At 69.6% G+C, this 19446-nt stretch carries 16 protein-coding genes and 1 pseudogene; 6 read left to right on the top strand and 11 right to left on the bottom strand.

Translation table 11 applies throughout. From position 1 onward, the window contains the following. Positions 1 to 7 precede the first annotated feature (7 nt). The 6 genes from QHF85_RS09655 to QHF85_RS09630 are packed head-to-tail and all read right to left on the bottom strand — an operon-like array spanning position 8 to position 8572. A complete protein-coding gene (locus QHF85_RS09655; RefSeq protein ID WP_281326812.1) occupies positions 8 to 838 on the bottom strand; it encodes a protein-glutamate O-methyltransferase CheR in 831 nt (276 codons plus the stop codon). Beyond that, on the bottom strand, positions 835 to 3198 hold the full coding sequence (locus QHF85_RS09650) for a HEAT repeat domain-containing protein (RefSeq protein ID WP_281326811.1): 2364 nt from the start codon (positions 3196 to 3198) through the stop codon (positions 835 to 837). Before QHF85_RS09650 ends, QHF85_RS09655 begins: the two co-directional genes overlap by 4 nt. Further along, positions 3195 to 5729, bottom strand: coding sequence for a methyl-accepting chemotaxis protein (locus QHF85_RS09645; RefSeq protein ID WP_281326810.1), 2535 nt, complete (start codon positions 5727 to 5729; stop codon positions 3195 to 3197). Before QHF85_RS09645 ends, QHF85_RS09650 begins: the two co-directional genes overlap by 4 nt. After that, positions 5716 to 6177, bottom strand: a complete 462-nt coding sequence (locus tag QHF85_RS09640; protein ID WP_281326809.1) for a chemotaxis protein CheW — start codon at positions 6175 to 6177, stop codon at positions 5716 to 5718. The genes QHF85_RS09645 and QHF85_RS09640 overlap by 14 nt, the downstream gene beginning before the upstream one ends. Beyond that, positions 6174 to 8189 (bottom strand): chemotaxis protein CheW, encoded by a 2016-nt coding sequence (locus QHF85_RS09635; protein WP_281326808.1) that lies wholly within the window; start codon positions 8187 to 8189, stop codon positions 6174 to 6176. The genes QHF85_RS09640 and QHF85_RS09635 overlap by 4 nt, the downstream gene beginning before the upstream one ends. Then, positions 8186 to 8572, bottom strand: a complete 387-nt coding sequence (locus QHF85_RS09630) for a response regulator (RefSeq protein WP_348652725.1) — start codon at positions 8570 to 8572, stop codon at positions 8186 to 8188. The genes QHF85_RS09635 and QHF85_RS09630 overlap by 4 nt, the downstream gene beginning before the upstream one ends. A gap of 209 nt (positions 8573 to 8781) precedes the next feature. On the opposite strand from QHF85_RS09630, the gene QHF85_RS09625 reads away from it, so the two are divergent. Continuing rightward, entirely contained in the window at positions 8782 to 10245 is a 1464-nt protein-coding gene (locus tag QHF85_RS09625) for an ATP-binding protein (protein WP_281326806.1), read from the top strand. Between the two features lie 79 nt (positions 10246 to 10324). Further along, positions 10325 to 11065 (top strand): hypothetical protein, encoded by a 741-nt coding sequence (locus QHF85_RS09620; RefSeq protein WP_281326805.1) that lies wholly within the window; start codon positions 10325 to 10327, stop codon positions 11063 to 11065. 223 nt (positions 11066 to 11288) lie between these two features. Here QHF85_RS09620 and QHF85_RS09615 read toward each other — a convergent pair whose 3' ends face one another. Both QHF85_RS09615 and QHF85_RS09610 read right to left on the bottom strand, forming a co-directional pair. Beyond that, the gene (locus tag QHF85_RS09615) at positions 11289 to 11828 is read right to left on the bottom strand and encodes an RNA polymerase sigma factor (RefSeq protein WP_281326804.1); all 540 of its coding nucleotides are present in this window, start codon (positions 11826 to 11828) and stop codon (positions 11289 to 11291) included. A gap of 257 nt (positions 11829 to 12085) precedes the next feature. Next, the gene (locus QHF85_RS09610) at positions 12086 to 12415 is read right to left on the bottom strand and encodes a four helix bundle protein (RefSeq protein WP_281326803.1); all 330 of its coding nucleotides are present in this window, start codon (positions 12413 to 12415) and stop codon (positions 12086 to 12088) included. Positions 12416 to 12996: 581 nt separating this feature from the next. Between QHF85_RS09610 and QHF85_RS09605 the strand changes: the two genes are divergently transcribed. Continuing rightward, a complete protein-coding gene (locus QHF85_RS09605; protein WP_281326802.1) occupies positions 12997 to 14748 on the top strand; it encodes a hypothetical protein in 1752 nt (583 codons plus the stop codon). 129 nt (positions 14749 to 14877) lie between these two features. On the opposite strand, the gene QHF85_RS09600 is transcribed toward QHF85_RS09605, so the two are convergent. Beyond that, positions 14878 to 15159, bottom strand: coding sequence for a hypothetical protein (locus QHF85_RS09600; RefSeq protein ID WP_281326801.1), 282 nt, complete (start codon positions 15157 to 15159; stop codon positions 14878 to 14880). A 33-nt stretch (positions 15160 to 15192) separates the two neighbouring features. Here QHF85_RS09600 and QHF85_RS09595 point away from each other — a divergent pair, with 33 nt between their 5' ends. Continuing rightward, on the top strand, positions 15193 to 16713 hold the full coding sequence (locus tag QHF85_RS09595; RefSeq protein ID WP_281326800.1) for a kelch repeat-containing protein: 1521 nt from the start codon (positions 15193 to 15195) through the stop codon (positions 16711 to 16713). 251 nt (positions 16714 to 16964) lie between these two features. Here the strand turns inward: QHF85_RS09595 and QHF85_RS09590 are convergent, their stop codons facing one another. Then, the gene (locus tag QHF85_RS09590; protein WP_281326799.1) at positions 16965 to 17240 is read right to left on the bottom strand and encodes a hypothetical protein; all 276 of its coding nucleotides are present in this window, start codon (positions 17238 to 17240) and stop codon (positions 16965 to 16967) included. Between the two features lie 103 nt (positions 17241 to 17343). Here QHF85_RS09590 and QHF85_RS09585 point away from each other — a divergent pair, with 103 nt between their 5' ends. Both QHF85_RS09585 and QHF85_RS09580 read left to right on the top strand, forming a co-directional pair. Continuing rightward, positions 17344 to 17469, top strand: coding sequence for a hypothetical protein (locus QHF85_RS09585; protein ID WP_281326798.1), 126 nt, complete (start codon positions 17344 to 17346; stop codon positions 17467 to 17469). Positions 17470 to 17556: 87 nt separating this feature from the next. After that, positions 17557 to 17736, top strand: a pseudogene (locus QHF85_RS09580) (hypothetical protein); the annotation flags it as partial. Between the two features lie 76 nt (positions 17737 to 17812). Here QHF85_RS09580 and QHF85_RS09575 read toward each other — a convergent pair. Continuing rightward, on the bottom strand, positions 17813 to 19446 hold a 1634-nt coding region (locus tag QHF85_RS09575; RefSeq protein ID WP_281326796.1), incomplete at its 5' end, for an SBBP repeat-containing protein.

Here is a 19446-nt window from a genome sequence, read left to right as displayed (position 1 = left end):
GGAGCCCTCAGCCCGCCTTCCGGTAGACGAAGGCCCCGCCGCGCTCCTCGCATTGGAGCGCGGTGCCGAGCCGCAAGAGCGACTCCGAGACCCCCACGAGCAGGGTGCCGCTCGGCACGAGGGCCCCGGTGAGCGCGTCGATCACGCGCCGCGCCGTCGCGTCCTGGAAATAAATGAGCACGTTGCGACAAACGATGGCGTCGAAGAGCCCGAGTTTTCCAATGGCATTGCCGTCGAGCAAATTGACGCGGCGGAAATCCACGGCTCGGCGGATCTCCTCGCTCACCACGATGCGTTCGCCGCTCTTCTGGAGGAATGCCCGGGCGCAGGGCGGGACCTTCACCTGGCTGCGCAGCGCGCGGGGCCCATATTCGCCCACGCGCGCCGTCGCCAGGGCGCGCATGCTCACGTCGCTCGCCACGATCTCCACCCGATCGAGCAGGCCACGATCGGCGAGGAGCATCGCAATGCTGTACGGCTCCTCCCCGGTCGCGCACGCCGCCGACCAGACACGCAACCTGCCCGCGCGGGAGGCCGCGGCGCGGGGCGCGAGCACGTCGCGCACCAGGGCCTCGAGCTGATCGAGCTCGCGAAAGAGATACGTCTCGCCGACGACGAGGACCTCGGCCAGCGCGTCGAGCTCCGCCGGTCCGGCCGGGTCGTAACGTAGATAGTAATAGTAATCGAGGAGGGAATCGAAGCCCGCCTCGACGGCGCGCGTCGCGACCTTGTCGCCGAGCAGATCCTTGTCGAGGGGCCCATAATGGATGCCGAGCTTCTCCTCGATCAACGCGCCGAGGATGGCAAAGACCTGGGGCGACATCGGCAAACCGTTCATGCGGCCCATTGCGTCACGACGAGCGAGCACACCCGTCGGACTTCGGGATCCGGATCCACCCGCGCCGCCTGTTCGAGCGCGACGTGGGCCTGACGCGTGCCGAGCGCGGCGAGCGTGGTCGCCGCCGCCTTGCGCGCCGCCGGGTTCGGGAGGCCGAGCGCCGCGAGCAGCGCCTCGTTCGCGCTCTCGCGGCGCATGCGCGCCAGCGCCGAGGCGAGCTGCGCCGAGAGCTCGTCGTCCGCCGTCGCCAGCGCCTCGAGGAGGCCCTCGATCCGCCCCGGCAAGGGCGCCGAGAGCGCGGTGAAGGCGCGGGTCGTCGCCGGATTCGCGGCGTAGAGCCCGACGAGCGCCCGGGTGGCCTCGACCCCGGGCCGCTGCGCGAGGATGCTGATGGCGGTCGCGGCGACGCTCTCGTCCGCGTCTCCCGCCGCCCGTACGAGCGCGGGCAGGACCTCGGGCGAAGACAGGCCCGCGATCGCCGACACGGCCACGATCCGGGTCGCGACGTCGGGCGAGGAGAGGCCGCCGAGCAGGTGCGGGAGGAGCTCCGGCCGCCCCGTGAGGCCGAGGCCGATGAGCGCCGCGCGCTGCACGTCCGGATCTCGCTCCGCCGCCGCCTTTTGCAGCGCCGCGGCGGCGACCTCGCCCCGCAGGTAGGCGAGCGCCTCGACGGCCCCCACCCGTACGTGCCCCGCCTCGTCGTCGAGCCGCGCGGCGATGCGCGGGGCCGTCGCCTCGTCCCCGAGCCGTCCGAGCGACTTGCACGCGAAGTACCGGACCCACGCATCCGCATCGCCGAGCGCGTCCACGAGGCAGGCGACGACACGGGGCGCGGCGCTCGCTTGCCCCAAGGCGCGCACCGCCGCGGCGCGCGCCCGCGCGTCAGGGCCGGTCGCGAGCGTGACGAGGGCGTCGAGGGCCGAGGGCGCGTCGAGGTAGGGCAGGCCGGCGATGGCGACCTCACGGACGCGCGCGTCCGGATCTTCCAGCGCATCGAAGAACACCGGCAATGCCGCGTCATAACCGAAATACCCGAGGATGCGCAGGGCGGCCCGGCGGACCCCGGGGTGATCGCTTCGCGCGGCCGAAAGCGCGAGCGCCTCGGTGTCCGCGCTGCCGAGCGACTGGATCGCCGAGCTCGCCGCGTGCACGACGCGGCCGTTCGGGTCCGCGAGGAGCGGAAAGAGCACGCCGACCGCGGAAGGATCGCCGATCCGCGCGAGGGCGTCACACGCCGCGGCGCGCACCTCGGGGGCCTCGTCGCCAAGGCAGCGGCCCACCTCCTCCGTCGCCGCGCTGCTCGTGACGAGCGGCAGAAGGAGCAGCCGCCGCGGCCCGTCGCCGTCACGCAGCGCGTCGAGCACGCGCGCGTCCGAGCTCTGGCCGAGCTCGACGAGCGCGTCCGCCGCCGCGCTTGCCACGCAGGACGTGCCATCGAGCAGCGGCCGGAGGTCCGGGATCGCCGTGTCGCTCCCGAGCGCCGAGAGCACCGAGCAGATCGCGATCTGCTCGGCTTGCCCCGCGCCGCGCAGGCTCTGGACGAACCGCCGCACGGTCGCTCCCACGGGCACCGAGCGGCGCAGCGCCTCGTCGATCGGCGCGACCACGCCGTAGAGCTCGGCGTGTCGCTCCCGCAGCTCCGCGAGCGCGAGGGCCACGGCGCGGACGATCGCGTCGCCGGGCCGCGCGAGCAGGCGCACGAGCGGCGCGACGGCGGCCCGGTTGCCGGTGCGGCCGAGCGCGCGCGCGGCTTCGAGCATGTACCGCATGTCGAGGAGCAGATCGGCGAGCGGCTCCACGGCGCGCGGATCGCCGCTGCGACCGAGCACGTCGATCGCCGGGAAGGTGCGGAAGAAGTTGCCGCCCGTCACGACCCGCACGAGCGACTCGACCACGCGCCGGCCCCCGATGCGCCCGAGCGCCTCGATCGACGCGACGGCCACGTTGTCGTCGGGATGCGAGACGAGCTCGGAGAGCCGACCGAGGGCGAGCGTGCTCTTGCGACGGCCGAGGATCTGCGCCGCGTCCGCGAGGACCGCGGGGGACTCGGTGTCGGCGAGCGCGAGCACCGCGTCGTCGGCGCAGCCGGTCGAGGCCGAAAGAGCATCGACGGTGGCAGCGATGCGCGCCTCGTTGTCGCGCCTCTCGCGCAGGTCGACGCAGAGCCGCTCCACCGCGGCGTCGCCCATCGCGGCGAGCGTGGCGACCACCCTGCGCCGTACGGTCCAGCTCGGGTCGGCGAGCATCTCGACGAGCGCCGGCACACCGGGCGCGCCCATCGCCTCGAGCTTGTGGATCTCCTCGATGCGTTGCTTCTCCGCTTCCGAGAACGTGAAGCTTTCTGGGGGAGACGCGCTCATGACTCCGACCCCGCTCCTCCGGTGGGCCCGTTCGTCGGCTCCCGCAGCCTGGAGAGCGCCGACCAGAGCTTCGCCACGGTGTCCGCCTGCCCCGTGCTCGCGTCCCGGATGCGCGCCACCTGGCCGACGACCTGGCCCAGCGCGTCCCGCGCGGCCAGAGCGTCCCGCGCCTGCACGAGCAGCGCTCCGGCGACGGCGCGCGTGCGCCCGCGCATGTCGGCGAAGGTCTTCGCGAGCTTCTCGGCGACGTTCGCCTGCTCCGCGGTGGAGCCCGTGATCGACTGCATGGACGTCGTTTGCCGCGCCGCGGCCGTGGCGAGCATGGCGACCGTCTCCGCTTGCTCGGCGACCGCGCGCGCGGCTTGCTTCGCGATGCGCCGCACTGCATCGCCCTCCTTGGCGAGGGCGGCGGTGGCCTTGGTCTGCTCGATCGCCGCGGCCTTCACCGCCGCCGCCAGCGTGGCGACCTGACGCGACGCCATGTCGAGCTGCTTGGCCGCACGCGAACGCTCGGCCACGACGCGGGCGACCTGCACGGCTTGCTTGCGCGCGTCGTCCACGGCCCGCGCCACCTCGGACGCGCCGGACGCCTGCTCGGAGAGGCCCGTGATCATCCGCTGCGCGGCGGTCGTGACCTCCTCTGCGAGCGCGCCCACGCCGATGAGCGACCGCGTCTGCTCGCCCATCGCCGCGCTCGTCTGGTGCGTCAGCGCGCGCATCTGCACCGCCGCCTTGGCGAGCTGCGTCGCTCCGGCGGCCTGCTCCGCCATCGCGCGCGAGACCTTCTCCGCGTTCGCCGTGAGAAGCGTGTTGGCCCGGACGACGTCGCGCAGGCTGCGGGCCTGCTCGCCCGTCGCCTCCTTGGTCTGCCGCGCCATGCGCCGCATCTCGACGCTGCCCTGCGCGAGGGACTGGATGGCGCTGGTCTGCTCGGCGGCCGCGCGCGCGATCGCCTTGCCCTCGTCGTTCACGCGCGCGGCGAGCTGCGTCATCGAGGAGACGGCCTGCACCTGCTCTCCGTTCGCCCGCTCGACGTCCCGCACCGACCGGCCGAGCCCCTCGACCCCTTCGAGGATGGTGCCGAGTGCGCGCTCGGCGTCGCCGGCGAGCCGCGAGGCGTCCTCTGCCGTCTTCACGCTCTCCGTCGACGCGCTGACCGCCTCGCGCGCCGTGCCCTGCAGCCCCCGGACGATCTTGGCGATGTCGGCGCTCGCCGCGGCCGCGCGATCGGACAGAGCGCGGATCTCCTCGGCGACGACCGCGAAGCCCCGCCCGTGCTCGCCGGCGCGCGCGGCCTCGATGCTCGCGTTGAGCGACAAGAGGTTCGTGCGGTCCGCGATCATGTTGATCGTCTGCACGATGTCGCCGATCTCCTCCGCGCGGCGTCCCATCTCCTTCATCACGCCTGCCGACTCGACCATCGCCTGGCGGATGGTCCCGAGGCCCGCGATGGACTTCCCCACCGTGGCGCCCCCTTCGCGCGCGATGAGCACGCTCTGATCGGCCGTCTTCCGCGCGCCCTCGACGATCCCCACGATGCGCCGCGTGGAGGCCTCGACCTGCGTGGCCGCCGCGGCGCTCGTCGCGGCGAGCTGGTTGATCTGCTCGGCGCTTTGCGCCATCGACTGCGCCGAGCGCGCGAGCTCCTCCGCGGCTGTCGCGTTCGTCTCGATCACCGCGGCGTTCCTGTCGGCCGTCACGGCGACCTGCTCCACCGACGCCGCGATCTCGGTGATCGAGCTCGCGTTCCCCGCCGCCGCTTCTTCCAGGGCCTTCGCGTTCTCGGCGACGTTCTGGATGGATCGCGCCATCTGCTCGGCAGTGGCGGACGTCTCCTCGACCGCGCTCGCCATCTCGGCGGCGTCGCGCGTCACCCGTTCGAGCGCCGTGCCCGTGCTCGTCACGGCCGTGGACATGCCCCGGATCCGCTCGCCGACGCCCTTGGCGTCCACCGAGAGCTTCCCGATGCCCTTGGCCATCTGCTCGATCGTCGTCGCGACCTCCTCCATCGAAGCCGCGTTCGACTCGCCCCGCTCGGCGAGATCGGCGAGGTCCTTCGTGTTCGACACCGTGGTCGCGAGCAGCTCCTCGCTCGCGGTCGCGAGCTCCTCGGCGTTCAGGCTGACCCCCTTGATGGAGCGGGCGATCTCCTCCGTGCCGGCCGCCGTCGCCTCCGCGGAGGCCGCGAGCGACTCGGCGTCGTTCTTGACGCCCTGGATGCTCGGCGCGAGCTCCTGGAGCCCGCTCGCCGTGGACTCGAGGCTCCTCCGCACCTCCTCCGCATCCTCGCGGACCCGCCCCTGCCCACGCGCGAGCGATTGCAGGGCGACGCTCTGCGCCTCGACCTCGTCCGCGAGCTCATCCAGGGATGCGCGGAGCTCCTGCCCGGAGGACGCCTGCCCTTCGCTCCCCGCGGCGAGGCGCGACGCGGCCTGCTCGACCGCGTCCGCCTGCGTGGCGGTTTGGCGCAATTCCCGCTCCGCTTCGGCGGCTTTCGAGAGCGCCTGGTCGATCTCCTCAATTCCGTTCATCGACATAAATGCCTTCCTGCCCGATGACTTTCGCGCAATTGATCAGCATCACGAGGCGCTTCTCGCCGGAGCTCCCCTCGACGTGGGCCACGCTCTTCACGAACCCGTCGCCCTCGCCCCCCATCCACGACGGCGGCGCCTGCAGCCCCTCCGGCGCGATCTTCATGATCTCCCGTGCGCTGTCGACGAGCAGCCCCACCGTGCGCTCGCCGCTCTGGACCACGATGACGCGTGAATCGAGCGTTGGTTCGATCCTCGGCAACCCGAAGCGCAGCCGCAGATCGACGACCGGCACGACACGCCCGCGGATGTGGATCAGCCCCGCGACGTAGGGCGGCGTCCCCGGCACCCTCGTCGCGCCGCCGAACGATTCCATCTCGAGCACGTCCGAGGCCTGGAGGACGTACTCCGCGTCGTCGAGCTTGAAGACCACGTAGAGCTCGCTCATGCGGCCACCTCCGTGCGGTTCTGGGAAAGCGCCCCGCAGAGCGCCACGAGGTCGAGGACCAGCGTCGGCCGGCCGTCGCCGAGGTCGGTCGAGCCGGAGATGCCCGTCACCTTCACGAGCGGGTCCTCGAGCGGCCGGATGACGACCTCCTGCTGCCCGACCACCCGCTGGATCCCGAAGGCCAGCGGCGTCCCGTTGCGCCGCACGACGAGCGCCTTCGGCTCCTCTCCGGACGCGAGCGAGAAGACGGACGCGAGATTCACGAGCGGCACGATCTCGCCCCGCCGCTCCATGAACCGCACCTCGCCGAGCTGCGAATGCCGCGACGGCCCGCGCACGAGCGCCTCCGGCGCCACCTCGACGACCTCCTCGATCGCCGAGATCGGCGCCACGAACGTCTGCTCGCCGCAGACGAACGAGAACGCGTCGACGATGGTGATCGTGAGCGGAATGAGCAGCGTGAACGTGGTGCCGGCGCCCGGCGTGGTCCGCAGCCCGAGCTCGCCGCCGAGGTCGAGCACGGCGCGCTTCACGATGTCCATCCCGAGCCCCCGACCGCTCGTCTTCGTCGCCTGATCGAGCGTCGTCAGCCCAGGCAGCGTGATGAGATCGAGCAGCGCCGCGTCGTCCGCGGGCGTTGGGCGCGACGCCCTGCGTGCGACCGCCTCGCGGTCGATGCCGCGCCCGTCATCGCTGATGCCGAGCTCGAGCTGGTTCGTGGAGCGCTCGAAGCACGTCACCCGCACGAGGCCCTCCTCGGGCTTCCCGAGGCGCTGCCGCTCGGCCGGGGGCTCGATCGCGTGGTCGACCGCGTTGCGGATGAGGTGCACGATCGCCGGGAAGATCCGCTCTGCGACTGCCTTGTCGAGCTCGGCCTTGCCCGCGTCGATCACGACACGGACCGGCTTCTGCGTCGTGCGGCTCAGCCCTCGCACGATGAGCGGCACGCGGTCGAGCAGCTCCGCGACCGGGACCATCCGGGCCCGCATGATCGAGCCGCGCAGATCACGCACCTGGCGGCCGTATCCTTTCACGATCTCGCAGAGCTCTCCCACGTTCACGCCCTGCGCGGCGAGCGCGTCCGCGGCGCGCGCCAGGCGAAAGCGCGTGATCACGAGCGCCGAGAGCCGCTCGAGCGCGTCGTCGAGCCGCGCCACGTCGACGCGCACGATCCCGCGCCTCCGCCCCTCGGTCTCGCCGACGCCTTCCTCTGCGGAGTCTGGCTCGCCGAGCGGATCGGCCTCGTCGACGCGCCGGGCGTGCAGCGTCTGGATCTCTTCCGGCGTGGTGGCGGCCGCGGCCGCGAGCGCTTCGTCGGTCGCGTCCGTGAGCACGAGCAGGGCGAAGGCGAGACCGCCCGGCGCCGCGTCGCTCGCGGGAATGGAAAGCGGCACGACCTTCACGATCTCCGCCATTGCGCCGATACGCTCGCGCACGCTCGTGATGGTCGTCCCCTCGGCCGCGCGGGCGGGGGACGGCACGAAGTCGACCCGCAGCGCGCGGCGCCCATTCTCGGCGCCCTGGATGAGCTGGGCCTTTTCGGCGTCCGAGAGCTTTGCGAGCAGACCCGGCTCGAGGTCGAGCTCGACCGTGATGGGCGCCTCGTCCTTCGTGATTTCCAGCGCCGCGAGCGCGTCGAGGAGCTGCGGGGGCGCGGGCGCCACGGGCGCGCTCGTCGACAGCGCGCGCACCCGCTCGCCAATGGCGCGCAGCCCTGCGAGCAGGGCCTCGACCGCCTTCGCCGAGAGCGCCCCGGCCGCTCGATCGGCCTTGCGCAGCACCGTCTCCATGGCGTGCGCGATATCCACGATGGGCTCGATTCCCACCATGGCGGAGAGCCCCTTGACGGTGTGGAGCGAGCGAAAGAGCTCGCGCACGGCCCGCGGGTTGTTTTCGCCCTTTCGCAGGGAGGCCTCGACGGCGAGCAGGTTCATCGTCGAGGCCGAGAGGTGCTCCTCGGCCTCGACCAGGAAACCGGCCAGAAATTCGCTCGCGTCGAACGCGTGGCTCATGGGCTTTCCGCGCCGTCCGGGCGCAGCATCGACTGCACGTTCGCCAGGATTGCATCGGGCGTGAAGGGCTTCGTCATGAATTGCGAGGCGCCCGCGCCGAGGGCGCGCGAGCGGGAGCCCTCGTCGCCTCGCGTGGTCACGACGAGGATGGGCAAATGATGCAATTTGTCCTGACCGCGGATGAACTCGATGACCTCGAAACCGCCGATATCGGGCATGTTCAGGTCGAGCACGACGAGATCGAAGGCCTGGAGCGCCAGCTTTTCGATGGCCTCGAGACCACTCGCGGCGTGGGTGAACGTGAAGTCCTCCGCCACGCGCAGACACGCGACGATCATTTCGCGCATCACCTTGCTGTCATCGACGACGAGAATTTCCGTCACGCGACCCCCGACCCGGACCATTCGTCCTCCATACCCAGCCATACCCAGCCCGTCAAGCACGCTCAGGTGCAATGAGCTGCCGTGCTTCGTTCATTTCAATGTCATCCATGTCAATGCCATCCCTTGCGGCGTGCGTCCGTTCGTCGGAAGCCAGGATCCGGCCTCGGCACATTGACAGGGAGCAGGCCGCAGTGTAGCGATGCGGGGTCATGTCCGCTGCAAGCTGCGTTCCCCAGAGGCGGGTTGTCTGGATTGTCGACGACTCCGCACTCGACGCCGAGCGCGCTCGCCGCGCTCTGCAGAATCATTACGAGGTCCAGGTTTTTCCTGACGGGACCGCCGTCCTGGAAGCCCTGGGAAGCCATCGAGCGCCCGACGTGCTCGTGCTCGATTGGATGATGCCAGGTGTCTCCGGCATCGAGGTCTGTCGATTCGTCCGGTCGAACAGCTCGCACGCTCGCATGGGCATTCTGCTGCTGACGGCGAGGCAGCAGACCGAGCAGGTGGTCGAAGGGCTCTCGGCCGGCGCCAACGATTACCTGTCGAAGCCGTACGCGACGAGCGAGCTCGAGGCGCGCGTCGATGCGATCGTGCGCTCGATAACGCTGCTCGACCGCGCCGAGAAAGCGGAGGCGACCGTACGCCAGTTGCTGGCGAACGTCCCCGACGCGCTCCTGGTCCTGGGGGAAGGGCAGCGGATCACGTATGCGAACGCGGAGGCGCAGAAGGCGCTCGGCCGCTGGTCGCCGGCGAGGCTCCTCGGTCAGTCGATTTGCGAGCTCTTGCCGGAGCTCTCCACCGAGCTCTTCGCGGCCGCCATGGGCGCGCCCGCCTTCGCGCTGCCGGACATCACGATCGACGGCGAGGTCTACGCGCCCACGGTCCGGGTGTTTCCCGTCGATCTCGGCGGAGGCTCGACCATCCTGGCGCTGCGCAACGTCACCGCCCGTCGGCTGGCCGAGGTGCGCCGGCTCGATCTTTATTCGATCATCGCGCACGACCTGCGCTCGCCGCTCAGCGCGATGCTGATGCGGTCCGAGCTCATCCTGATGGGCAAGCACGGGTCCTTGCCGCGCGAGGCCGTCGTCGATCTGCACAAGATGCAGGGCTCGATGCGGATGCTCGTGGGGATGATCAACGATTTCCTCGATCTCGCGAGCCTCGAGGGCGGCCATTTCAAGCTCGTCAAGGAAGAGCTCGACCTCGTCTCGCTCGTCGACACCGTGGCCGACGTCCTGCGCCCCTTGCTGGTCTCGGGCGAGCTCTCGTTCGAGGTGCGGCCCGCGCCGCGGCCGACGGTGCTCGCCGATCGCAAGCGGCTCGGGCAGGTCATCGGCAACGTGCTCTCGAATGCCATCAAATTCACCCCGCGCGGCGGCAAGATCACGGTCACGCTCGAGGAGACGGAGACGTACGTCGAGGCGGGCGTCGAGGATACCGGCAGCGGCATTCCGCCGAGCGAGATCCCGAAGCTGTTCCAGCGTTACGCGCGTGCAAACACCTGCATGGCGGGCACGGGCCTCGGGCTCATGATCGTCCGCGAAGTGGTGGAGGCCCACGGCGGCGTCGTCGGCGTCGACAGCGTCCTCGGCCGCGGCAGCCGATTCTGGTTCCGATTGCCGAAGACCGGCGGACTCGGGCAGCAAGGAGCGCTCGTGGCGCCTGCGGCGTGAGGGGGGCGGGGCATCTGCACCGCCGCCCCCTCACGTTTCAGTTGACATCTCACCGTCGCGCCGGGTAACCCTCCGTCGTATGCGCCATCTCAGTCTGGGAGACCTTCTCCTTGGGCTCCGGAACCTTGCGACGGAGCGGCAAACCGACCTTCATCTCTCCGGGACGGGTAAACTTTATTCGAAGAAGCTCGCCAAGTTGCAGGCTCAGATCGAGGAGCTGCCCGATTCCATGCGTGGGGGTCGTCCTCTCGCGCAGCAGCTCGGCGACAAGGACGACGAGCACGACGGGTTCGGGGAATCGATCTATTACTTCACCGAGGTCATCCTTCGTCTGCCCACGGCGCCCCCGGAAATGAAGGAGGCGGCGCAGCGGGTTCGTGACGCATTCGTGCCGAAGCTCTCCACGCTCCGCGCCTCCTATGCGGACGAGGCCGCCGCCGCGTCGCGCAAGCGCCAGGCGCTCGATACGCGAAAAGCCGATCTCCAATCGTTCGTGGTGCCCTTTCCCGCGGGCGGGACCTTGCACGATTGGGCGAGTGCATTCGTCGACGCCGGCGAGGCGCTCGACAAGCTCCTGCACAACCGCTCCCTCCTGGGCAACGACGGCCTGAGCGCCCCCGCCATCAAAGTGCGCGCGATCACGCTCGGTGTCCTCTCCCGTTTCCGCGCCGCGCTCGTCGACGAGATCGAGGAGGATCACGGCTTGCCGAGGGACCTGGAGGCGAGAATCTTCGGTTATTTCGACCAGTTGGAAGCCATGCGCGAGCAGGCGGCCGCGGGGCGGGTGAAGAAGCCCGCGTCGGCCGAGGGTCCCGGCTGAGGCTCCGCAGAGGTCGCGACCTTGGACGAGGCTCGCGGCCGAGGCTTCGCAGAGGTCGCGACCTTGGACGAGGCTCGCGGCTGAGGGTTCGCAGAGGTCGCGACCTTGGGCGAGGCTCGCGGCTGAGGCTTCGCAGAGGTCGCGACCTTGGACGAGGCTCGCGGCTGAGGGTTCGCAGAGGTCGCGACCTTGGGCGAGGCTCGCGGCTGAGGCGGAAGCGGAGTCACGCGAGCGCGAGCGTCTTCAGGTGCTCCCGGGCGAGGTGCAGGCGGCTGTAGACGGTCTTCAACTTCAGGCCGAGCGATTCGGCGATCTCCCGGATCGAGCGACCTTCCAGGTACGGCATGACCACGGCCCGGATGCGCGGCCTGATCTTCGCGAGGAACCGCTTGAGCCGGAACAGGCCGTACGTCGCGTGCAGCAGCTCCTCCGGCGACGATGCGTCTTCCTGCTCGGCGACGTCCTCCGCGAGCCCCGTGAAGACCTCTCGCGCGTGACGCAAGAGCTTTCGATAGTTGCAAGCACGGTTGAGCCCGATCACCAGGAGCCACGGGCGGGCCTGCTCTGGCGTGATGAGGCATTCGAGGCGGCGCCAGGCCGTGAGGAAGACGTCTTGCACGAGGTCGTCCACGTCGCGGGATGGGATGGCCTGACCGAGGAGAAGGCGGCGCAGGAAATCGCGGTGTTCGAGGTAGAGACGGCCGAGCAAGGCGTGCGACGCCGAGAAGTTTGCCGGCGGAGGATGGACGAGTATCGTGACCATTAGCTCATGGCTCCGGTAGGTTCGGGGTTGTGGGTCAGACGCCGGTCGGTGTTGCTAGCGCCGGCTGGCGTCGCTTGTTTTGTCTCACGGATTGCGGTCGAAGGCAATGGCAAAAGATCGGATTGGTTTGGCGGGGGAAAGCCACGATCCGAGCTGAATGGCGCGAGGGCGTTGGAATGGAAGCCGTGATCCTGCGCTGAAATTCCCTCACCCCCGACCCCTCTCCCGTTCCGGGAGAGGGGCCAGGAGGCTTCTTCCTACGATGCGCGGCGGTAGACGAGGCGTCCCAGGGTGGCGATGACGTGGTCCATGCGGTCGAGCACCTGTGCATTGACGGTGCCGATGTAGCGCATGGCCTGGGCGACCTGGATGCACGCCAGCACCTCCCGGGCGGATCCCAAGGCCGTCTGATAGCGCTGCCGTTTATGTCCCCCCGTATTACCGGCACCTTCCGCCGTATTGAGAGCGACGCTCTGCATGGCCCTGCGCAGTTGCCGAGCGAGATCCGAATCTCTCCGTCCAATCTGCTCTGCAATGCCCGCCGCGTCCCCGGCCATGGCCAAGACGACTTCGTAAATCCTCAGCATGACGAACCCTCCGCCCGACGACCCTTTCGCCGGGACCCGTGTCCCACACCGTCGCGCGGAGGCCTCTTCAAGGCTGCGCAGCACCGCGCGCAGCCGCGCGGAGCAGCACGCAGTGCTGCGAGCACGGCGAGCACGGCATGGCCTTGAAGAGGCCGAGCACGACGGTACGATCGCCGTCCCCGAGCGGGACCCCTGATTCCCGCTTCCGCTTCCGCTGCCGCTGCCGCTTCCGCTTCCGCTGCCGCTGCCGCTTCCGCTTCCGTACCCGTACCCGCTCCCACGTCATCCCGAGACGGCGACGAAACCCGGCGGGACTGCGGGCACGGACAGCGGCACCAGCAGAGGGATTTCCTGATCCATACCTTCTGAGAGGGCCACAGATATCGCCAGCGACCCCCTCCTCGAACCACACGTCGAGTACAGGATGCAGGTACACGTTGCCGAGGATCGGCGATAGCGCCGAGCCTTGCACCGTCCCCGATTTCAACTCGGAGCTGTTGTGTCGAACGGACACCGGGGGGGGCGTTCGCGCGACGTTAAAGGCTTGCGCCGGTTGCGGCGTTGATGGAACATGCGCCTCGATGAACAAGAATGTCCACACCATCATCAAGGCGGTTTTGCTGGGTTGCGTCCCGCTCTTTGCGACCGCGGCGGGCTGTGAGCTCATCGCCTCGATCGACCGAAGCCAGATCTCCGGGACCGGGGGCAGCGGAGGGACCGGGGGCAGCGGAGGGATTGGGGGCAGCGGAGGGACCGGGGGCAGCGGAGGGACCGGGGGCAGCACCACGAGCAGCACGGGCACAGGAGGCGGCTGCCCGAGCGGAACGATGGCGTGCACCACCCCCACCGACTGCCCGGCCACGACGAACGATTGTGTGGCCAACACCTGCGACATGAGCTGTTGCGGCACGACCAACGTGGCCGTGGGGCAGGCGTGCACCAGCAACGCCGGCACGGTCTGTGACGGCAACGGCGTGTGCGTCGCGTGCTTGATGGCCGGCGACTGCCCGGCCAGCAACACGGCCTGCAAGATCCCCGTCTGCAACGACAACACGTGCGGCGCGAACAACGCCGCCGCCAGCACCACCTGCAACGACAACGGCGGCAAGGTTTGCGACGGAAGCGGCACGTGCGTCGCGTGTGTGATGGATGCGGACTGCGCGCCCACCGGCACGGTCTGCGCGACGGCCGTGTGCACGGGCAACGCCTGCACCGCCAACAACGCCGCAAAGGGCACGGCCTGCAACGACAACGGCGGCGTGGTCTGCGACGGCAATGGCACGTGCGTCGCGATGCACTGCAACGACGGCGTGAAGGACGCCGACGAGAGCGACATCGACTGCGGCGGCGCGGCCTGCGGCGCCTGCGCCGACGGGCTGAAGTGCAGCGTCGACGGCGACTGCCAGAGCGACGTCTGCAGCGGGAACCCCAAGACCTGCCAGGTGCCGACGTGTAGCGACACGACGCAGAACGGCGACGAGAGCGACGTCGACTGCGGCGGCACCTGCTCCAGCAAGTGTTCCAACACGATGCACTGCGGCAGCAACAGCGACTGCCAGAGCACGCATTGCATGGGCTCGAACCCCGGCACCTGCGTCGAGTGCATCGTCAGCGGCGACTGTGCGCCGGCGTCGTGTACCAACGGCCAGCTCACCACCGCCGGCACGTGCAACGGCTCGAATAGCTGCGTCGCGGGCACCACCGGGCCCTGCCCGGGCGACGTCAAGTGCGCCAGCGCCACCGCGTGCCTTTCGGCCTGCACCTCCGACAGCGACTGCCAGTCGGCGAACGCCTACTGCTCCAGCGGTACCTGCGTCGCCAAGGGCGGTAACGGCGCCGTGTGCAGCGGCAACAACCAATGCGCGAACAACCGCTGCGGCACCACCGGTTCGGGCCACTGCTGCGCGTCGACGTGCTCGGCGACGATCGCGGCCTGCGGCGCCACGGACTGCGACACCTCCGGCGCGTGCTCGTACCCGGGCAACACCGTGGCCCCGGCCCCGCTCCAGACGCCGGGCGACTGCCAGAAGATTGTCTGCAATGGCATGGGGGGGGTGTCCCCGGCCGACGACGCGACCGACATCCCCGGCGCCTCTTCCGCCTGCCTGATCAACCCCGCGTGCTGCGGCCCGTCGCCGCTCACGCCATGCTTCACGTCGGCGCCCACCGGCACGCCCTGTTCCCTCGCCGGCTACCCGCCGGCCCACGTGTGTGGCGACACCGGCGGGCCCCTCGCCGGCACCTGCGTGGAGTGCAACACCAACGCCGACTGCCTCGCGGTCAACGACGCCGGCACGCTCGCCTGCGACACTACGACCGGCACCTGCCAGTGAGCTGAACCCAGCGGCGATCAGCGCCTCACGGGGCACCTAGGTCGAATCACCCAGCACCTAGGTCGAATCACCCAGCAATTTCGATATTGACGTCTCGATGTCGGCCTCCGCTATCCCGGCGGTTGGTGTTCATCCGCACGCTTCGTATTCCGCGGGAGCCGGAACCAGGTTGACCAGGAACCGTCTCCAAGACGGGTCGATTCGAGCTGGTTCCTGGTCAACCTGGTTCCACCGAGCGGTACACAATCCGATTTCGCTTGCCGCTTCCGCTTCCGCTTCCGCTTCCGCTTCCGCTCCCGCTTCCGCTTCCGCTTCCGCTTCCGCTTCCGCTCCCGCATCCGCTTCCGCTGCCGCCGCAGGTAGGGCGCGGGTCGGCAGGTCTTTGCTCCATAGTTGGTAGTCGCCGGACATCGAGTATATGCGCCACACTGAGGAGGTGACGCCATGCGTAGGGTGAACCGTTGCATGCTGGGCTCGTGTCTGTTCTTCGGTGTGTGGTCCTGGGCGATCGGCGGTTGCACGGACCAAGGTGCGCCGCTCCCGGGGGTGGACGTCGCGCCCGGAGGCGCAGTGCACGCCCATGCCCTGGGGACGACGAAGATGAATTTCGGCTGGACGCAGGCCACGTCGATGGCCACGGGCCGCGAGACGCCGACGGCGACGCTGCTTGCGGATGGCCGGGTGCTCGTCACGGGCGGCTGGGGCATTGAGGGGGGAGACGAGAAAATGCTGGCCTCGGCCGAGCTCTACAATCCGCAGGCGAATACCTTCTCGGCTGCCGCGTCGATGAACAGACCCCGCAACCGGCATACGGCCACGCTCCTCGCGGACGGCCGAGTCCTCGTCGTTGGGGGGTTCTCGTCCAATCCGGAAGGGTTTCACCCCTCAGAGCCGAGCGCCGAAATCTACGATCCGGCGACGGATGCGTGGACCTACGCGGCCCATCCGGACGCCGTGCACCAGTATCATTCCGCGGCGCTCCTCTCGAGCGGTAAGGTGCTCGTCGTGGGGGGCAGCGGAGAGACCGCGGTCGAGCTCTACGATCCCGCGACGAATACATGGTCGAGCGCCGGCGCGACCAGCGTCGCGTATCACTGCGGCTCGGCGACCGTGCTGCCGAATGGCAAGGTGCTCGTCCGCGGCCATTTCTCTGCGGCGGCGGACCTTTATGATCCCGCGAGCAACTCCTGGAGCTCGATCGGCGCGCCCAGCCCCGGATGCACCTACGCCGCGTCCGCGTTGCTCTCGACGGGTAAGGTGCTGTTCACGGGCGGCTCGAGCGCCGAAGTGTACGATCCGACCACGAATCAGTGGTCGCTCGGCGCCCCGCTCATCACGGGCCGCGGCGGCCATACCGGTATTGCGCTCGACGGGGGCGGGTTCATCGTCGCGGGCGGCTCGACCAGCGCTAACGTGCTGCTGGCGTCCACGGAGATTTACGATTCAACGACCGATACATGGTCCGCCGGGCCGCCGATGGCCGAAAGGCACTACCTGCACGCCTCCACGCGCCTCGCCGATGGCAGGGTGCTCGTCCTCGGAGGGTACGACAATGAGGGTAATTACCTGAACAGCGCCGAGGTCTTCGACGCATCGGGCGGAACCGGTGCGGGAGGAGCTGGAGGAATGGGCGCTGGAGGAGCTGGCGGGGGCGTCGGCGGAGCTGGCGGGGGCGTCGGCGGAGCTGGAGGAATGGGCGCTGGAGGAGCTGGCGGGGGCGTCGGCGGCGCTGGAGGAATGGGCGCTGGAGGAGCTGGCGGGGGCGTCGGCGGCGCTGGTGGAATGGGCGCTGGTGGAATGGGCGCTGGTGGAATGGGCGCGACCAGCTCAGGCGCGGGTGCTTCCTCGGGCGGAGGCCCCGAAATGGGCAACGGTTGTAGCTTTCGCAGGCCCGAGGCGGGGCCGAGCGCGGGCCTCTGGCTGTGCCTGCCGCTGCTCGCCGCCGCGCTTCGCCGCAAGCGCTAGCTATTCGGCAGTGATGCCGACCGGGAACGAGGGGTACGCGCTCTCCGCATAGCAGCCGCGTGGACATTCCACAGATCGATGTTCGCCTGGCCGTCTGCTTCGATCGGTTACACCTTCAATTGTTGACCGCATCGCTCTTCCGCGCGTTGATGATGGCCATCATCCGTGACTGGGCATACGGATGCTCCGCAGGGGGCTCCGGGCTCCGGATGGCATCGGCAAGGCGGCGCAGCTCATGGCCGATTGACTGCTCATCGTGACGAGGTTCTCGAAATCGTCACGTCATTCAGCCTGTAAGATCGCGCCTTGGTCTTAGCTCTAGCCTCCCGAGCGGTACACAAACAGATTTCGCTTGCCGCTTCCGCTTCCGCTTCCGCTTCCGCTTCCGCTTCCGCTTCCGCTTCCGCTTCCGCTTCCGCGCCCGCTTCCGCTTCCGCGCCCGCTTCCGCTTCCGCTTCCGCTTCCGCTTCCGCTTCCGCTTCCGCTTCCGCTTCCGCTTCCGCTGCCGCTGCCGCTGCCGCTTCCAAACCCGTTTCCGCCCCCGCTTGCGCTCCTATCCTACCGCCTAGGGATCAGGCGGCTCAACGGCTCTTCCACGTGTCCGGATGACGTCGCATGTGCATAACCGCGATGATTTCTATTCTACGCACCATCGAGAAGCTCGACCTCAGCCGCGTCGATCTGCCGGCGGCGCTCGTCCGCCTCCTCGATCCGAGCGAGTACGCCTCGGCGAATGTCTCCGAAGCCTTGGCGTAGACGGGAGGGTCGTGTCGCGTGAATGCCGTGGTCAGCGGAGAACGATCGCGTCCGCGTCCGCCTCTGTTCTCACCGCTGTTGTGCTCGCGAGTCGAGCACACGCGCCCCGAGGCCGGCGCCTGCTTCGAGGACAACAACTGGCGCGGCCTGACGTCGTACGACTCGGGCTCCGTCATGCACTACCCGCAGTGCAACGGGACGAGCTCCTGGGCGCTCACCCTGACGACCAAGGACAAGCAGGGCGCGGCCTCGCTCTACGGCGCCCCGTGATTCGCTGAAGGTCCGATCGAGAAAAAAGGGCCTGGCCGAGCGCCAGGCCCTTTCTTTTTCAGGGGTGGTCCTCTCAGGGCTCGAGCTTCGCGAGGAACATGTCGAACTCGCCAGCGGACGTGAAGACGTCGCCGCCGAAATCGATCATGCCCTCGAAGCCTCCCGTCACCCAGACGTTGGCCAGCGGGTCGATCGCGACAGCTTCGCCCGACTGGTACGTCATCATGCCGCTGCCGTACCGGCGGAGCCAGAGCTGCCCGCCGCTCGGGTCGAGCTTGGCCACGAAGACGTCGGGCCCGCCCGCGCCCAGCACCGAGGCGCCGCCGAAGCTCAGCTGGTTGGTGAAATTGCCCGTGAGCACGATGTTGCCGAAGACGTCGGCCGCGATGCCCGCACCACGCTGCTCGTCCAGGTCGCCGAAACGCTTGCTCCACACGTGGTTGCCCATGGCGTCGAACTTCGCGACGAACCCGTCGCCGCTGGTCGCGCCGTCCGCGCACGTGAGCATGCCGCCGCCGAGATCCATCGAGCCGGCGAACTCGCCCGTGACGAGCACGGAGCCTTGGCCATCGACGGCCACCGCTGACGCCTGCTGGCGCGCGTCGTCGCCGTAGCGCTTGCTCCAGAGGTGCGTGCCGAGGCTGTCGTACCGGGCGATCACGGCGTCGTAGTTGCCCGCGCTCGTGAGCGCGCCGCCGCCGAAGTCGACGGTGTTCTCGAAGGCCCCGACGAACGTGACCTGGTCGTCGGAGGTCACCGCGACCCCCAGACCGTGCTGCGAGCCCGTGCCACCCAAACCCTTGCCCCATAGCGGCTGGCCGGTGGGCGAGAACTTGAGGAGCAGGGCGTCGAATCCTTCGATCCCTTGGATGATCCCGACGAAGTTGAGGTCGCCCGAGTACTGGCCGGTCACGTAGGCCGCGCCCGTGGAGTCGACCGCGATGTCCAGGCCCTGCTCGGTCCCCAGGCTGCCGACCGTCCGCGTCCAAACGTGCGCGCCGTCCGTGGTCAACTTCGCCGCGAAGAGATCGTCGCCGCCCACGCTGGTGCTGGAGACGCCGCCGAAGTTGATCGAGCCATAAAACGAGCCCGTGATGTACACGTTGCCCTGGGCGTCGACCGCGATGCCCTGGCCCTCCTGGTCGCCGGCACTGCCGAACCGCTTCGCCCAGAGGACGTCGCCCATCGAGTCGTATTTCACGACGAGCACGTCGCGGCCGCCCGCGCTCGTGAGCGTGCCGATGGCGCCGCCGAAGTCGAGCGCGCCCTCGAAGATGCCGATCGTGTAGACGTTGCCCTGGACGTCGACCGCGACGTCGGTGCCGATCTGTAGCTGCGTGTTGCCGAACGGCTTGCTGGCCACGTGGTCGCCCGTGCAGGCGAGCGCCATGCCGCTGCAGTCCTCGTCGGCCGCGGAGGCGCAGTCGTCGGACGAGGGCAGGACCTCGCCGACGCACGCACCAAACTCGCCGTTCGGCTCGCAGGTCTGCACGCCGGCCACGCAGAGACCGACGTCCTGGGTGCCGTCGGGGCCCGAGTAACACGGCTGCGTGGTGCCGATGGTGCAGCCCATGCCGCCCTGGCCGCCCATGCCGCCCCCGCCCTGGCCGCCGGTGCCGCCCTGGCCGCCGGTGCCGCCCATGCCGCCGGTACCGCCCATGCCGCCCCCGCCCTGGCCGCCGGTGCCGCCCATGCCGCCCCCGCCCT

This window comes from Polyangium sp. 6x1, assembly GCF_029946515.1.
Lineage (GTDB): Bacteria > Myxococcota_A > Polyangia > Polyangiales > Polyangiaceae > Polyangium.
This window is presented reverse-complemented; position numbering and strand designations above follow the sequence as displayed.

Coding starts and splice junctions, on each gene's coding strand:
- QHF85_RS09655 (WP_281326812.1), bottom strand. CDS start 838: ATGAACGGTTTGCCGATGTCGCCCCAGGTCTTTGCCATCCTCGGCGCG.
- QHF85_RS09615 (WP_281326804.1), bottom strand. CDS start 11,828: ATGGTCACGATACTCGTCCATCCTCCGCCGGCAAACTTCTCGGCGTCG.
- QHF85_RS09610 (WP_281326803.1), bottom strand. CDS start 12,415: ATGCTGAGGATTTACGAAGTCGTCTTGGCCATGGCCGGGGACGCGGCG.
- QHF85_RS09605 (WP_281326802.1), top strand. CDS start 12,997: ATGAACAAGAATGTCCACACCATCATCAAGGCGGTTTTGCTGGGTTGC.
- QHF85_RS09650 (WP_281326811.1), bottom strand. CDS start 3,198: ATGAGCGCGTCTCCCCCAGAAAGCTTCACGTTCTCGGAAGCGGAGAAG.
- QHF85_RS09595 (WP_281326800.1), top strand. CDS start 15,193: ATGCGTAGGGTGAACCGTTGCATGCTGGGCTCGTGTCTGTTCTTCGGT.
- QHF85_RS09600 (WP_281326801.1), bottom strand. CDS start 15,159: ATGTCCGGCGACTACCAACTATGGAGCAAAGACCTGCCGACCCGCGCC.
- QHF85_RS09635 (WP_281326808.1), bottom strand. CDS start 8,189: ATGAGCCACGCGTTCGACGCGAGCGAATTTCTGGCCGGTTTCCTGGTC.
- QHF85_RS09645 (WP_281326810.1), bottom strand. CDS start 5,729: ATGAACGGAATTGAGGAGATCGACCAGGCGCTCTCGAAAGCCGCCGAA.
- QHF85_RS09625 (WP_281326806.1), top strand. CDS start 8,782: ATGTCCGCTGCAAGCTGCGTTCCCCAGAGGCGGGTTGTCTGGATTGTC.
- QHF85_RS09620 (WP_281326805.1), top strand. CDS start 10,325: ATGCGCCATCTCAGTCTGGGAGACCTTCTCCTTGGGCTCCGGAACCTT.
- QHF85_RS09640 (WP_281326809.1), bottom strand. CDS start 6,177: ATGAGCGAGCTCTACGTGGTCTTCAAGCTCGACGACGCGGAGTACGTC.
- QHF85_RS09585 (WP_281326798.1), top strand. CDS start 17,344: ATGATTTCTATTCTACGCACCATCGAGAAGCTCGACCTCAGCCGCGTC.